Source organism: Bacterioplanes sanyensis, from assembly GCF_014652515.1.
GTDB classification, from domain to species: domain Bacteria; phylum Pseudomonadota; class Gammaproteobacteria; order Pseudomonadales; family Oceanobacteraceae; genus Bacterioplanes; species Bacterioplanes sanyensis.
Window position 1 is genome coordinate 500,282 of record NZ_BMYY01000001.1, and the last position, 14,907, is coordinate 515,188.

Consider the following 14,907-nt stretch of genomic DNA (forward strand, 5'->3'; position numbering starts at 1 on the left):
TGCCTGCCCGTTAACCGTTGCCTAAGAAGGCATAACCGATAGGGAGCATCTTTGTGAGTGCAGTTAAATGGGTGGCTGTGGCCGGTGTGACGGCAGCAGCGGCATGGCCGTTTGCGGTGGGGCAGATCGCGCAGCATCGAGTTGAGAATATGGTTTCTCAGCTACAGAGTCAGGGCTTGGATGTAACGCTGCGTCAATACGAAGCGGGTTATTTATCATCGGCCTTTACCTTACATGCCGAGCCGCGCAGCTCGCAGGCTCATGCAGTGTTGGAAAAAGCTGGCTTGCCCATAAGCTGGACGATACATAATCAAATGCAGCATGGGGTACTAGGGGTCACTGTCGTTTCTGACGTTGAGCAGCTGCAACTACCGGTTACCATAACATCGCAGTTATCGCCGTTTGGTCAGCAAAGGGTTGATGTCGATATGGCGGAGTACAGTACCGTCATTGACACGACAGCCGTCGACTTCGCTGCTATGAACTTGCATGTGCAGGCCTCAGCGGATGGCCGCGTGCAGTACCAGTTTCACCTGCCGAGTGTGGTCATGACGGTGAACAACCAAGGCGAGCTAGGCTTGGGCGGCATTGCTAGCCAAGGCGACTATCAAATGCGTGATCACGTGTTGTTGGGTGGTCAGGGCCTCACCATCGCCGAAGTGATCGCCGATGGTGGGGAACAAGGTTTGGTCGCCGCTCAGGATATTGCGTTGTCCAATCGAGTAAGCCTAGATGAACAGTCGAACACCCTCGACAACCGCTCTACGCTGAGGGTGGGAGCGATCAGTCAAGATGGTAAGCATATCGGTGATATCAACCTGGTGGCAGCGTTAACGGGAATGGACTTCAACGCGTTCTCACGGCTGAACGCGGCGCTACAGCAAATGCAGGCGATAGGCCCAGAAGCGCAGCAAGATTTGATTGCAGCGGCTGGGGACTTGTTTGGCCAAGGTTTTCAGGTCGCTATTGAAACACTGGATATTGACCTGATGAACAATCGTTTGAATGGCGAATTACGGCTCGACATGCCCTCGGATGGTGTCAATATTTTGGAGGATGAACAGCAATATTTTAATGCTGTCACGGGTGAGATGAGGGCGGCGTTTGATGGTGAGCTGGCAGCCAGTCCGATGCTGCAGCCTGCACTCACGAATCTACAGCAATCACTGTTGATTCAACAGCGTGATGGGCGCTATGAGCTGGAGGTTTCTTTGCAGCAAGGCCAGCTGGAGTTTGCTGCAGGGGCACAAGCACCGGCGATGCAGGTGCTCATGCCAGTGTTGTTGGCAATGCCAGCATCACAATAAGTCGATAAACAAAAAGATGGCGTAGTAACACGCCATCTTTTTTACTGCATGCCGTGGCTACGGCGAATGTCGCGCAATGTGCCTTTGTTTTCTAAGGTGCGATACGCTTCTTGAATGCGCTTTAAAACGCGTGGGTCTGTGTCTGGGTTCATGCCCAAGTATAGATCCATAGTTTCAAACTCAAGCACCGGCTTCAGACCGACGATATCAAAGGCATCAGCGGCGACATAAGGTCCGGCCAGGCGGTCAGAAATCCACAGATCAATCTGACCAAGTTCTAATCGGCGCGGATTGAAGCGATCGTTGCTGATGGCCGAGATGTTCAGTCCCATGTCCTGCAGCTTCACTGTCATAGCGTCGCCATCGTAGCCGCCAATGGTATAGGGCTTGGCGTCTTCTAAGTTATTTAGCGTAATGCTTGAATTAGAGGCAGCAAACAGCGTCCAGCGCAACGACGTCAACGGTCCAACCATGATGAACTGCTTATCACGCTCGGCGTTACGTGCCATGCAAAACAAACCATGGTTGGGCTTCTGCGTTGCCCGATTGAGGCCGGCTGACCAATTGCGTAGACGCATGTCATAGTCGACATTGGCCTCGCGCATGATGCTTTGTACCAAGTTGGTGCAAAGACCCATGATGTCATCTTCGCTGTGAGCGAAAGGTTCAGCATTGGAGGTCATGTTGTACGGAGGAAACTGCTCCGTAAATAGGTGCACCTTGGGTAGGTCATTAGCCAGCGCTGGCTGCATGATAAATGCCAGTGCCAAGCTGGCAAGAAAACGACGGGTCAGGTTCATAAACACTCTCTCGGGTTTGGAATCCATAATAGTGTAGAAAAGTCACAGACTTTTGCTGGGGCGCAAGTCACGATTCCTTACTTCAGCAGTTGCGCGACAATAATGACCACGCCGCATGCTGCCACCAGAGCCAGTGCTATGCCTCCTCCTATGACTTGATAGTCAGCATCTGGATGACGCCGACGGCTTTGAAAAACCATGGCGGCAGGCAGCCACAGCGCCAGCACCGCCAGTGCAATGGCGGCATAGCCCAGTGCGGCAATAAATCCCTCAGGGTAATAGAGGGCGAACAGCAGCGGTGGGATAAAGGTAATCAGACCAACGCCGATGCGGCCGCCGCGCTTATTGTTGGCGTTAAAGGTATCGGCCAGAAAATCAAACAGTCCAAGACTTACCCCTAAAAAAGACGTAGCCAGTGCTAGATCGGCAAACCAAGAGACGCCGCTGGCGACCATAGGCTGAGCAATGACATCGCGAATGGCTTGCATAAAATCGGGTAAGGAGCCGCTGCGCTGCAGTTCATCCGCGCCTAGGCTACCAAAGCTGGCCAGCTGCCACAGTAGGTACACCAGCAAGGGCAAGCTCGAGCCCCACAACAAGGCGCGGCGTACACTGGCGATATCCAAATCGAGATAGCGCACGATCGAGGGTATGCTGCTGTGAAAACCAAAGGAGGTAAATACCACGGGTATGGCGGCCAGCAATAACCCTTGTTGCAGTGGCATGTCGACGAGGTGGCCAGCGCTGATGTGGGGAGTAATTAAAACCAGTGATGTTACTAAAGCAACGATCTTCAAGGTGAACAAGCCGCGGTTAATGATGTCGACTTGGCGCGTCCCAAGTATCACCACCACAGCTACCAGTAGAGTAAACAAAACGATGCCACTGCCGCTTGGGGTTTGTGGCCAATATTGCTGCAGGCTGTGCTGCATCTGACCGCCGCCACCGGAAATGTAGGCCGCGCATAAGCTGTAGAGTAAAAATAGAATGGCAGCCGAAGCCAGCCACTGACCATGGCGGCCGAGAAACTGATGCGCCAAACGGTTGAGGGTGGCATCGGCATCGGCATGTTGATGCAGCTCCAGCATCAGTAGAGCGGTGTAGGCCATCAATGCCCACATCACGATTAAAAGAAGGCTGGCATTGACAATGCCTAAGCCAGCGGAGGCCAAGGGAAGGGCTAGCATGCCGGCGCCAATGGTGGTGCCGGCAATAATCAAGGCGCTACCAAACACGCGACCGCGTTGCGGCTGTGCACTCATAGGGTGAACTCTGACAAAAGCGCGAAATAGTAATGATGCGTCGCCACCTTGTCACCTGCCATTAGTCGGCTGTTATAAGTTACGGCGGCGTGGGAATGCAGCAACGGCCTCGGACAGTGACCGTTGCGGTATGGTTTGCATCACAGTTCACCTTGTTGAATACCAATCACGTTGTTATACGGTTTTGTATGAGGGACATAAATTATCATGCTGCAGTTTATCCGTGTGGGCTAGAGCGTAGTTGCCGGTGTTGCTAGCTTGCTTGCGGTGAAGCGATCAAAAGTTACCCCAAGCCGGATCGGGCTTGGCCAACAATGCAGAGGTTATTCATTGTATGTTTGAGTTGTGGCCAGATCCTGTCTTGCTCGGAGTTGCTGCAGTTGGCGTGCTACTGACGGGGGTTGCCAAATCTGGCTTTGCCGGCGGAATCGGTGTTGTGGCGGTGCCCATGATGGCGCCTTTTATCGGTGGTGATGCGGCCATTGGCTTGTTGCTACCTGTGTTGCTGTTGATGGATGGGCAAACGGTGTGGGCGTTTCGACGACAGTTGCGCTGGTCTTTGATTCGGCCATTGGTGCCAGGCATTGTTGTCGGTACCGCGTGTGGCACCTGGCTGCTGGGGAAAACCGATGAGCACAGTATCCAGTTGCTGATTGGCTTGATGGGCTTTTGGGTGTTGTTGCAGCGCTTTGCTCCCACACTGCAGCGTACGATCGCTGCCATGGCGGGGTCGTTACAAGCCCACGTCAACGGTGGCTTGGCTGGCTTGGGAAGTACGCTAGCGCATGCAGGGGCTGCGCCCTTGCAAGCGCATTTTCTGCTTCAGCGCTTGCCCAATGAATCGTTTCTGGCGCAGGTCGCTGCCACCATTGGCTTGATGAATGTGTTGAAACTGTTGCCCTATGGCGCATTGGGGCTGCTCAACGTCAGCTTTACGGGCTTGTCGTTGATATTGATTCCCGTGGCTTGGGCTGGCGTGCTGCTAGGGCGCTGGCTGTCACTGCGACTGGCTCACGCGGTGTTTTTTCGCATCATGATGGTCATGCTGGCGCTGAACTCGACCTGGCTGGTGTGGCAAGGGCTCAGCGTCAGCTAACGCTCAGTTGGCCGCAATCAGTGCTTCGAGCTCTTCAAAATGCTCAACAATGCGATCGTTATAGCTCACCACCAAAAACGGCACAGTATTTTCGTTGTAGTTGCGGACCGAGCGTTCCATAAATTGCCATTTGGCGGCAATGTCTTCCATGATTCTGCGGGCTTTGTCGCTGCGAATAAGGCTGTCTAGCTGGTTCAGTTGCGCCTGAAACTCTTCTGCCATGTCCTCTAAGCTGCGGCCTTGGTAACCCATAAACACTTGCCCTAGGTTGGTGGTGCCGCGGGCAGAGTACTGGGAGGTGATTTCTTCCATTAGCAATGCCAAGTCACGGCTTTTTTGCACCAATAGACTGGGCTCGATGCCGCTGTTGTCACGCAGTTTGGCGTAGGCTCCGGAAGCTTGCTCAACGATGGCCACATTCAGTTTGCCCATCTCATCCACTAGCCGCACATTGGGGTAGCCTCGTGTGTGCATGTCGCTGCGATTTTCATCCATTAAGCGGCTGAAGTCTTTCCATTCCTGTTCAATTTGCTCCAGCTCAGCCTGAATGCCATTAGCGCTGGCTAAGCGTTTAGCACTTGTTAAAGCCTGGTCGAAACGTTCCATGCTTTTGCCGATGCGTCGGTCATATTTACTGTCGGCATCAAGGCCAGAGAACATATAAAAGTTGGTGACGGCATTGGTGGAGGCCAGCCGCATATGTTGCAAATCGAGCATCAGTTGCTGGGGCGTTGCGAATGCTGAGCTGGTAACAGCAGACAGAAGTAATGCGAACAGACAGTGCGTTAGTGACTTCATGGCAATTCTTCTTGTTGTTTTTGTTATGTCTGCCGAGTGTATGGCATCCAGCTCCTATTGCCCTATGGCCAATTACAAACAGTAACAAAAAAGTACGACCTCATTGTCAGAGTGCGATCGGGTTAGCAGACAGTTAATGCAGTGACGCTTCCTTGCAAAATGACAAAGCCACGACGGGTGCTGTCTGCGCACTATTACAGACATCGGCATTAGAAACCCTTAGCGGGTTGTCTATTGACATTATCGACGCTTTCACCGATTGTGTGCCACTCAGTTTCAAACGCTCGTATGAATTGTTCGATTTGTGGGCAAGAGTGTTGTTTTAACGGGGCTGCCAAGCTGGCTAAGCACCCAGGCAGAATGCTGGTGCAGTGTGAGTAGGCATCAGTCAAAAGCTAACCACCATGTGGAGAACAGTTGATGATTTACGAAGGTAAAGCCATCACGGTAAATCTGATCGAAGGCGGCATCGCCGAATTGAAATTCGATCTGCAAGGCGACTCAGTCAACAAGTTTAACCGCGTTACGCTGGAAGACTTGAAAGCCGCTGTTGAAGCGATTCAGGGCAACAGCGATGTTAAGGGCGTACTGGTCACTTCTGGCAAAGACGTTTTTATCGTGGGCGCAGATATCACTGAGTTTGGTGATGCATTCAAGAATAGCGAAGAAGACATCGCTGCTTGGGTGGCGGAGGCCAACGTTGTCTTCAACGCCATCGAAGATTTGAACGTACCGACACTGACCGCGATCAACGGCATCGCTCTGGGTGGTGGTTTCGAAATGTGCTTGTCGACGGACCTGCGCGTCATGTCTGACAAAGCTAAAGTCGGCTTGCCAGAAGTCAAACTGGGCTTGATGCCTGGCTTTGGCGGTACCGTGCGTTTGCCACGCGTCATTGGTGCAGATAACGCCATCGAGTGGATCTGCATGGGCGCCGAGCACAAGCCTGAAAAAGCACTGAAAGACGGTGCCGTTGATGCCGTCGTCGCTGCCGATAAACTGCGCGAGCAGTCGATTGCTATGTTGCAATCTGCCATCAGTGGCGAGATCAACTGGCAGGCGCGTCGTGAAGAAAAAACCGCCAAGCTGAAGCTCAACGCGATGGAGCAAATGATGGTGTTCGAAACCGCGAAAGGTTTCGTTGCCGGTCAGACTAAAGGGCATTATCCAGCGCCGATTCAAGCCATTAAGAGCATGCAAAAAGCAGCAAACTTTGCTCGCGACAAAGCTCTGGATGTTGAAGCTAAAGGCTTTGCCAAGCTGGCCAAAACCTCTGAAAGCAACGCCTTGATTGGTTTGTTCAACAACGATCAGTTGTTGAAGAAAAAAGCCAAGGAGTACGACAAGCAAGCCAAAGATACCAACAAAGCGGCGGTATTGGGCGCTGGCATCATGGGCGGTGGTATTGCCTACCAGTCCGCGCTGAAAGGCACGCCGATCATGATGAAAGACATCAATGAAGCCGGCATTCAGCTGGGTCTGGATGAAGCCAACAAGCTGTTGTCTAAGCGCGTTGAAAAGAAAAAAATGAAGCCAGCACAAATGGGTGAAGCGTTGAACCGCATTCGTCCAACCTTGAGCTATGGCGACTTTGGGGATGTCGATACCGTGGTTGAAGCCGTGGTTGAAAACCCGAAAGTGAAAAAAATGGTGCTGGCCGAGCTGGAAGACCAGGTGCGTGAAGACACCATCATTACCTCTAACACCTCGACCATCTCCATCGACCTGCTGGCGGAAGATCTGAAGCGTCCAGAAAACTTCTTGGGCATGCACTTCTTTAACCCAGTGCACATGATGCCGCTGGTGGAAGTGATCCGTGGTAAGAAGACCTCTGAAGAAGCGGTCGCTACCGTGGTGTCTTACGCCAAGAAAATGGGCAAAACGCCAATCGTCGTTAACGACTGCCCAGGCTTTTTGGTGAACCGCGTCTTGTTCCCTTATTTTGCTGGCTTTGCTGGTCTGGTCAATCACGGTGCTGACTTCCAGAAAGTCGACAAAGTGATGGAGAAGTTTGGCTTCCCAATGGGGCCTGCCTACTTGCTGGACGTGGTTGGCATCGACACCGGTCACCACGCCAACGAAGTGATGGCGGAAGGGTTCCCAGATCGCATGAAGGCTGACTTCAAGACCGCCATGGACGTGATGTACGAATTAGAGCGTTACGGTCAGAAGAACAGCAAAGGTTTCTACGTGTATGAAACCGACAAAAAAGGTAAGCCGAAGAAAGTCGTCGATGAGGCGGTTTACGATCTGCTGAAGCCAATCGTGGCAGAAACCCGCGAGTTCACCGACGAAGAAATCATCGAACGCATGATGATTCCAATGTGCATCGAAGTGGCGCGCTGCCTTGAAGAGGGCATCGTTGATACACCCAACGAAGCCGATATGGGCCTGATCTTTGGTATTGGTTTCCCTCCATTCCGTGGCGGTGCTTGCCGTTATATGGATGAAGTTGGCATGGCGAAATTTGTTGAGATTTGCGACAAGTACGCTGAGCTGGGCAACCTGTACAAACCAACCGATCGCATGCGTGAAATGGCAGCGAACGGCGAAAGCTACTTCGGTTAATAGGCGCACTAGGAGATTTTCACTATGTCTTACAATCCAAAAGACGTTGTTGTTGTGGATGCAGTGCGCTCACCAATGGGTCGTTCCAAAGGTGGCGTATTCCGCAATGTTCGTGCAGAGACCATTTCTGCCAACCTGATCAACGCGCTGTTTGAGCGCAACCCAGACGTTAACCCAGCGCTGGTCGAAGATATTATCTGGGGCTGTGTGAACCAGACCTTAGAGCAAGGCTTTAACGTCGCACGTCAAATCGGTCTGATGACCGTGGTGCCAAAAGAAGCCGGCGCTTTGACGGTTAACCGTCTGTGTGGTTCTGCGATGTCAGCGATTCACACCGCAGCCCAAGCCATTCAAACCGGTAACGGTGATGTGTTTGTGGTCGGTGGTGTTGAGCACATGGGCCACGTCAACATGCAACATGGCTTTGACCACAACCCAGAAGCCTCTAAGTATTCTGCCAAAGCGTCCAACATGATGGGCCTAACGGCAGAAATGCTGGGTAAGATGCACGGCATCACGCGTGAGCAAATGGACCAGTTCGCTGCACGCTCTCACCGTCGTGCGCACCAGGCGACTCTGGATGGCAAGTTCAAGAACGAGATCGTGCCTATGTACGGCCACGATGCGGATGGTAAAGAGATTCTGGTGACGGAAGACGAAACCATTCGTCCAGAAACCACAGTTGAGAGCTTGAGCAACCTGCGCCCAGCGTTTGACCCTAAGAACGGCACCGTGACGGCAGGTACCTCTTCTCAGATCACCGACGGTGGTTCTGCCATGTTGCTGATGAGCTACGAAAAAGCTCAAGAGCTGGGTCTGAAGCCGCGCGCTCGTATCTTGGGCATGGCCGTTGCTGGTGTTGATGCCGCCATCATGGGTTATGGCCCTGTGCCGGCGACCAAAAAAGCACTGAAGCGTGCTGGCTTGGAAACCACCGACATCGATTACTGGGAGCTGAACGAAGCGTTTGCTGCTCAGTCTCTGCCATGTGTTAAAGATCTGAAGCTGAAAGACATTGCCGAAGATCGCGTCAACATTCATGGTGGTGCGATTGCGCTGGGTCACCCGCTGGGTTGCTCTGGTGCACGTATCTCGACCACGCTGATCAACGTTCTGGAGCAACAGGACGCGAAATACGGCGTATCGACCATGTGTATTGGTCTGGGTCAGGGCATTGCGACCGTTTGGGAACGCATGTAACCCGAACTGCCCGGAAGACAAAAGCCCGGCATTGCCGGGCTTTTTTGTGTGTGCTCGGGTCATGGAGTATGACGACCTGTGGCGAATGGGTAATAAGCCCGCACGCGATAATGTTTCTTTGTTAATCGCTAAATTCCGTTTTTTGTCCGTCTTGTGGTGCTATGGTTTTGTTTTGTGGCCGCACTTCAAGTACGTACAGTGGCTGTATGTGGGTGTTTTGGCATTCGGTTTAGCGGTGTTGATGACGACAATCTGTTGTGAGTGGCCGAATTTTATACGGCGGCGACCAGGTGCTTTGCTGGACCTGATATTCGTTTGCTGGTTTAGTCTGCGCCAGTCATAACAACGATAAGAGCAAGAGTATGATTAAAGGTGCAATGCTGCAGCAGCAGCCAGAGCTGGGTTCTATTCGTAATACCCTGTGGTTTTTACTGCCATCGCTATGCGGGATCTTTCTGTTTATGATGCCGTATCCGACGGAAGGCGGCTTTACCATACCGGTTGCCATTCTGGCATCACAGTTCAAAACATTATTAGCACCGGTGATGGCCGAGTTGTTGTTGGGTTTGGTGTGCTTATCGGCGCTGGCGACGGCCGTGTTTCGCTGGTTGATGCCAACAACGGCGTTGCCGACGTTTTGGAACGATTTGCTACGGCCGACGCACTTTTGGAGCGCGGTACGAGTCGTGGGGGCGGCATTGGTGGCTCTGGTGTATTTCCAAGTGGGTGCCGAGGCCATTTATTCTTCCAATACTGGCGGACTGCTGTTTAACGACTTAATGCCCTCGCTGCTGGCGGTGTTTGTATTTGCTGGCTTATTCCTGCCGCTGTTGCTGAACTTTGGCTTGTTGGAGCTGATGAGCACCTTGCTCACTCCTATTATGCGTCCGGTATTTCGTTTGCCTGGTCGCAGCGCCATTGACTGTGGAGCTTCTTGGTTAGGTGATGGCAGCGTTGGCATCTTAATGACCAGCCGCCAATATGATCAGGGTTTTTATACTCAGAGAGAAGCCGCCATTATTGGTACTTCTTTTTCTTTGGTATCCATCTCGTTTACCTTGGTGGTATTGGCGCAGGTAAAGCTTGAGCATTTGATTTTTCCCTTTTATGCCACCATTTGCGTAGCCGGCATCGTCGCGGCCATTGTAATGGCACGCATTCCACCGTTATCGCGCAAACCCGATAACTTAGTGGATGGCAGTAAAGCACCGGCCAATCGAGATGATATTCCCAGTGATGAAAGCTCGCTAAGCTATGGTATCGCTCACGCTTTGCAAAAAGTAAATGATATGGACAGCCCAGCTCAGCAAATTAAGCAGGGCTTACATAATGCTTTGGAAATGGTGTTGGGCTTGCTTCCAGTCGTCATGGCGCTGGGAACGGCCGCCTTGATTGTGGCGGAATACACACCGTTATTTAACTGGTTGGGTAAGCCCTTTATTCCGATGTTGGAGTTGTTAAATGTACCGCAAGCCGTCGAGGCTTCGCGTACCATTTTAGTAGGCTTTGCTGATATGTTTTTGCCGGCCATCTTGGCCGCTGATATTGATAGCGAAAAAACCCGCTTTATTATCGCAGCCTTGTCAGTGACGCAGCTTATTTATATGTCAGAAGTAGGGGCCCTGCTGTTGGGCAGTCGTATCCCGGTTAACTTCATTGAAATGGTCATTATCTTTTTGCTACGGACCTTGATCACACTGCCTGTGATTGCCTTAATGGCGCATTGGTTGCTCTAAGTTGATGTGAGTCGCTGCAATATAAAAAAGCCCCGCATTTGCGGGGCTTTTTTATGCATGGCCTGCTAGCGCAACGCTATTCCTACGCTGAGTTGTTCAAACCAGTTAAAAAACTCATCGACGTGTGCTTGCTTAAACAGTCGTCCGTGTTGCGGCGCCATGATGTCGATGTCCAGTTGGCGCACGCGTCTAAGCCAATGATCTTTGGCCTCATTGGATGGCATCCAGCGCTGGTGAAAGGTCTTCATGTGAGCGCTGTGCTGGCTCATGTTTTCCACCCAAAGTGGTGGCTCGCCAGGTTCCAGTGCGGCACCCACATCGCCACTCATGAGGATTTTGGCTTTCGGATCATACACGTGAAAGTTACCAGAAGAGTGTAGGTAATGAGCGGGTACAAATTGCAGTTGAATGCGGCCTACCGTCAGATTTAAGCCCTCGTCTGGAATGGCACAATAACGAATGCGCTCCATGCCAAAGTGGCGAATAAACCCTTCCCACAGCCAAGGTGAATACAAGCTGGCATTGGGCAGCGCCTGGTCCCATAGCCCGAGGGACGAGATAATGTCTGGGTCTTGGTGGGAGGCAAACAAATAGCGAATCTGATCGGCTGGCACGTATTTCAATACCGCCGATAGCATGGGAGCAAACAACTCAATGCCGCCTGGGTCGAGCAAAATAGCCTCTTCACCGCTAATCACCAAATATTGATTGGTGTCGATAATGCCTTCGGCTTTATCTGGGTCGCGCCCAAACATGATCCAACGATGGTCGCCTTGCTCGTAAATGGTGGTGGCTAACATAAGGTTTCCCTATCCCTCTATTTATATTTGGCGCTGGCTTAATAGTTGTCTGGCTTGCTGTAAGTGCGCACGAATCTGATTGGCGGTGGCGTTAATGTTTTCGGCAATCACCTCTAGTTGACCGCGAAACTCACCGGCCGAGGCCGCTTCAACCTTACTGGAGGTGGCAATCAGGTTAGCGGTGCGAATGTGTTTCTCACTTTCATCCAACTCTTGCTCTAATAATCGTAGGCCGCGCCTGAGCCGCTCGGATAACTCATCGCTGCGCAGCCGACATTGACGCTGGCTATGCGCCAGTGATGCACGGTGCTCGCTATTTTCCGCCATTACCCAGTCGAAGCGACCGTCGGCCATGTTGCCGCGCCACAGTGCGACCGCATGTTGCGATACCTGCTCTGAGAGCTGGTTGATGTATTGGGATTGGCGAATGATGTCGCTGGCCAGCTCATCAATGAACTGGGTGATGGCCCTAAAGCCCACGGTTTTTGAGCCTGCTCGCACTGCCAAGGCTCGGGCGTTTTTGGCGGTCAGCGCTAGGCCGCGAGCGTGGTGCTGGGCTTGATGGAGCTGGGCGGCAATGCTGGCGGCGGTAACAAAGATCGGTGTGCTCATGCGATTTCCTTGACGCTTCCAACGCAGTATAGAGGTCATGGCGCATTGCGCCTGTCTGGGTTGCTACCGACCTCCATACCGGCAGCATGGGTGCGCAGCCAGCCACGCACGCGGCGTAAAATGACACTGGTGGCAGCGTCATCGGTGGCGCGCGCTGGCAACTCGATTTGTTGGTATTGCTGGCGTTGTCGCCGCCGCATGGCGCCGGCTCGTCGTGCTTCTTCGTGTGCGTTTACCTGGCGCAGATCGGTCAGCAGGTCGAGTACAGCAATGTCCAGCTGCTGCAACTGATCGCTCAAAGGAATCTGGCTGTAAGGGTCTTGCTGCGGATCGATCAACACCAAGGTATGCCCAGGTTCTCGCGCTCGTGGGGTGTCTTCTTCGTTGTTGTTGTCGGTCTCGTCCGTCGGCGGTGCTGCCAGCATAAAATCGGCCGCCCAGCTGGCGCTGATGCCATTGGCCAGAATCACCAAATTGTATTGGCCACGTTGATTGAGATAGCTGACGGCGGCTTCGATGCGGGCTCTAACTTGCTGACGATAGCGCTCATCCATTGTGGTCTCTGGCGCTGTGCTTGCCGGGCTTTCCTCCGCAGCTACTGGTAGATCCGGTAAGCGCTCTAACGGCGGCAAATCCGGCTCATTGTTGTTATCGCTCTCTGCTGTGCCTGAGACGCTGATGCCGTTACTGTCCAGTGGCTCATCGGCGGCTGTCGGCGCTTCCTCTTCGGCCGAGGCATCGGTACCCTGCTGTTCTGGCTCGGCTTTGGGCTCGCTTGCTGTCGTGGTGGAAGTGGCCACTTCATTGGCGCTGGGCAACGGGGCGGCGGGTGGCTCCGGCAGCTCAATGGCGAGGGTGGTCCAGCCATAGCGGGGAAGATACTCTCGCAGAGGCGCGACCAAAGCAGGCCAGTGACCGTGTTGACCATGGTCATGCAGCAATACAACGCCGCCTTGTGGGCGGCCGCGGCTTTCCGGCAAATACAGGCCGCTGAACGCTTCGGTATTTGCCACCAACTCGACGATTTCATAGCCCCGCCCCAGACGCTCAAGGTGATCGATGACGGCTTGATGGCGCTGCTGCTGGGTGTCGGGCGCAACGCGTGATGGCGCTGTTGGTGTAGCGGGTGATGGTGTATCGGGCTCTAATTCTGCCTGCGTTGTTGTCTCTGTTTCTGGCGTGTCATCTTCGGCCATAGCTGGGCACATGAAGGCGAGCAAAATGAGCAAAAGAAATGGGCGAACGTGCATGATAAAAAGCCCTGTCTGTGTGGTTCGTGCCAGTGCTCAGTTATGCAAAGCGCGGGCCGGATGAAAAGCACGGCCAGCCTGAGTACAATGCCGGCTGATTTCGACTACCGGACATGCCCGATGAAGCAACCTTTGATCGCTCCTTCTATTTTATCCGCCGACTTCGCCCGTTTAGGCGAAGAAGTCGACCAGGTACTGGCCGCTGGCGCAGACGTGGTGCACTTTGATGTGATGGACAATCACTACGTGCCCAATCTGACCATCGGCCCTATGGTGTGCAAAGCGCTGCGCAACCATGGTGTCACGGCGCCCATCGATGTACACCTGATGGTCAGCCCGGTCGATCGCATGATCGGCGATTTTGCCGAAGCCGGTGCCAGCTACATTACCTTTCACCCAGAAGCCTCTGAGCACATTGATCGCAGCTTGCAGCTGATTCGTGATGCGGGCTGCAAAGCAGGCCTGGTGTTTAACCCGGCGACGCCACTGCATTACCTGGATTACGTGATGGATAAGCTCGACGTGATTTTGCTGATGTCAGTTAACCCAGGCTTTGGCGGTCAGTCATTTATTCCCGCGACACTGGAAAAACTGCGCCAAGCGCGCCAGCGCATTGATGCCAGTGGTTATGACATTCGCTTGGAAATCGACGGCGGTGTCAAGGTCGATAACATCGGTGAAATCGCCGCGGCCGGCGCCGATATGTTTGTTGCTGGCTCGGCCATTTTTAACGCCCCGGATTACTCTGAAATTATTAGCCAAATGCGCGACGAAATCGCTGCCCATGGCTGAGTGGCACAGCGCTGTTGGCGAACGCTTTACCCCTCAGGCAGTGCTGTTTGACCTCGACGGCACCTTAATCGATAGCGTGCCGGATTTAACCCAGGCCATTGACGCCATGTTGCAGCACCTGGGCAATGCCGCGGCAGGTGAGGAAAAGGTCAGCCATTGGGTCGGCAATGGCGCCGATGCTTTGGTGCGCCGGGCGCTGTGTGATGGCGATGAAAACGCCGCCATGGCACTGACGCCCGAGCAGGTTGAAGGGCCAAGGGCCTTGTTTGATCAGGCGTACTTGCAAACACTGCAGCACGCCAGCGGTGTTTATCCCGGTGTGGAGGACTGTTTGCAGGCGCTGCCTGTGCCGATGGCGTTGGTGACCAATAAGCCGCGCTGTTTTACTGAGCCGTTGCTGGAGTCGCTGGGGTGGTCGTCGCGTTTTGCGGTGGTTGTCTGTGGTGATGATTTGGCTGAGAAAAAACCACACCCGGCGCAGCTTTGGGCCGCTTGCGAGTGCTTAGGAGTGGCGCCGGAGCAAGCGCTGATGGTGGGCGATTCGCGCAATGACATACAAGCGGCCAAAGCCGCCGGCATGGCCTGCGCCGCGGTGAGCTATGGCTACAACCACGGCGAAGACATTGCCATCAGTGAGCCAGACTGGCTGCTGGATGACTTGCGCCAATTATGCTTCTAGCCTCCTA

13 protein-coding genes are annotated in these 14,907 nt (G+C 53.4%); 7 read left to right on the forward strand and 6 right to left on the reverse strand.

The window, feature by feature from the left end; genetic code table 11:
• Positions 1-53: 53 nt before the first annotated feature.
• Positions 54-1,307 carry a DUF945 family protein gene (locus tag IE090_RS02370; protein ID WP_189386726.1) on the forward strand — a complete coding sequence of 418 codons (1,254 nt, stop codon included), beginning with the start codon at positions 54-56 and terminating at the stop codon, positions 1,305-1,307.
• Positions 1,308-1,348: 41 nt separating this feature from the next.
• Here IE090_RS02370 and IE090_RS02375 read toward each other — a convergent pair whose 3' ends face one another.
• Together IE090_RS02375 and IE090_RS02380 are read right to left on the reverse strand one after the other, a co-directional pair.
• Positions 1,349-2,107, reverse strand: coding sequence for a substrate-binding periplasmic protein (locus tag IE090_RS02375; RefSeq protein WP_229815376.1), 759 nt, complete (start codon positions 2,105-2,107; stop codon positions 1,349-1,351).
• Between the two features lie 77 nt (positions 2,108-2,184).
• The gene (locus IE090_RS02380) at positions 2,185-3,369 is read right to left on the reverse strand and encodes an aromatic amino acid transport family protein (RefSeq protein WP_189386727.1); all 1,185 of its coding nucleotides are present in this window, start codon (positions 3,367-3,369) and stop codon (positions 2,185-2,187) included.
• Between the two features lie 334 nt (positions 3,370-3,703).
• On the opposite strand from IE090_RS02380, the gene IE090_RS02385 reads away from it, so the two are divergent.
• Complete coding sequence (locus tag IE090_RS02385; protein ID WP_189386728.1) at positions 3,704-4,465, forward strand: sulfite exporter TauE/SafE family protein; 762 nt, start codon at positions 3,704-3,706, stop codon at positions 4,463-4,465.
• 3 nt (positions 4,466-4,468) lie between these two features.
• Here the strand turns inward: IE090_RS02385 and IE090_RS02390 are convergent, their stop codons facing one another.
• A complete protein-coding gene (locus IE090_RS02390; RefSeq protein ID WP_189386729.1) occupies positions 4,469-5,263 on the reverse strand; it encodes a hypothetical protein in 795 nt (264 codons plus the stop codon).
• Between the two features lie 420 nt (positions 5,264-5,683).
• Here IE090_RS02390 and fadB point away from each other — a divergent pair, with 420 nt between their 5' ends.
• The 3 genes from fadB to IE090_RS02405 all read left to right on the forward strand — a co-directional run bounded on the left by fadB (position 5,684) and on the right by IE090_RS02405 (position 10,767).
• Positions 5,684-7,831 (forward strand): fatty acid oxidation complex subunit alpha FadB, encoded by a 2,148-nt coding sequence (fadB, locus tag IE090_RS02395; RefSeq protein WP_189386880.1) that lies wholly within the window; start codon positions 5,684-5,686, stop codon positions 7,829-7,831.
• Positions 7,832-7,855: 24 nt separating this feature from the next.
• A complete protein-coding gene (fadA, locus tag IE090_RS02400; RefSeq protein WP_189386730.1) occupies positions 7,856-9,031 on the forward strand; it encodes an acetyl-CoA C-acyltransferase FadA in 1,176 nt (391 codons plus the stop codon).
• Positions 9,032-9,393: 362 nt separating this feature from the next.
• Positions 9,394-10,767 (forward strand): YjiH family protein, encoded by a 1,374-nt coding sequence (locus IE090_RS02405; protein WP_229815377.1) that lies wholly within the window; start codon positions 9,394-9,396, stop codon positions 10,765-10,767.
• A 65-nt stretch (positions 10,768-10,832) separates the two neighbouring features.
• Here IE090_RS02405 and IE090_RS02410 read toward each other — a convergent pair whose 3' ends face one another.
• The 3 genes from IE090_RS02410 to IE090_RS02420 are packed head-to-tail and all read right to left on the reverse strand — an operon-like array spanning position 10,833 to position 13,429.
• Positions 10,833-11,567, reverse strand: coding sequence for an oxygen-binding di-iron domain-containing protein (locus tag IE090_RS02410; protein WP_189386731.1), 735 nt, complete (start codon positions 11,565-11,567; stop codon positions 10,833-10,835).
• Positions 11,568-11,588: 21 nt separating this feature from the next.
• Positions 11,589-12,179, reverse strand: a complete 591-nt coding sequence (locus IE090_RS02415) for a hypothetical protein (RefSeq protein ID WP_189386732.1) — start codon at positions 12,177-12,179, stop codon at positions 11,589-11,591.
• A 35-nt stretch (positions 12,180-12,214) separates the two neighbouring features.
• Positions 12,215-13,429 (reverse strand): DUF3530 family protein, encoded by a 1,215-nt coding sequence (locus IE090_RS02420; RefSeq protein ID WP_268247109.1) that lies wholly within the window; start codon positions 13,427-13,429, stop codon positions 12,215-12,217.
• A gap of 120 nt (positions 13,430-13,549) precedes the next feature.
• On the opposite strand from IE090_RS02420, the gene rpe reads away from it, so the two are divergent.
• Positions 13,550-14,221: a ribulose-phosphate 3-epimerase gene (gene rpe, locus IE090_RS02425; RefSeq protein ID WP_189386734.1), complete on the forward strand. Its 672-nt coding sequence runs from the start codon at positions 13,550-13,552 to the stop codon at positions 14,219-14,221.
• On the forward strand, positions 14,214-14,900 hold the full coding sequence (locus IE090_RS02430) for a phosphoglycolate phosphatase (RefSeq protein ID WP_189386735.1): 687 nt from the start codon (positions 14,214-14,216) through the stop codon (positions 14,898-14,900). The genes rpe and IE090_RS02430 overlap by 8 nt, the downstream gene beginning before the upstream one ends.
• Positions 14,901-14,907: the final 7 nt, after the last annotated feature.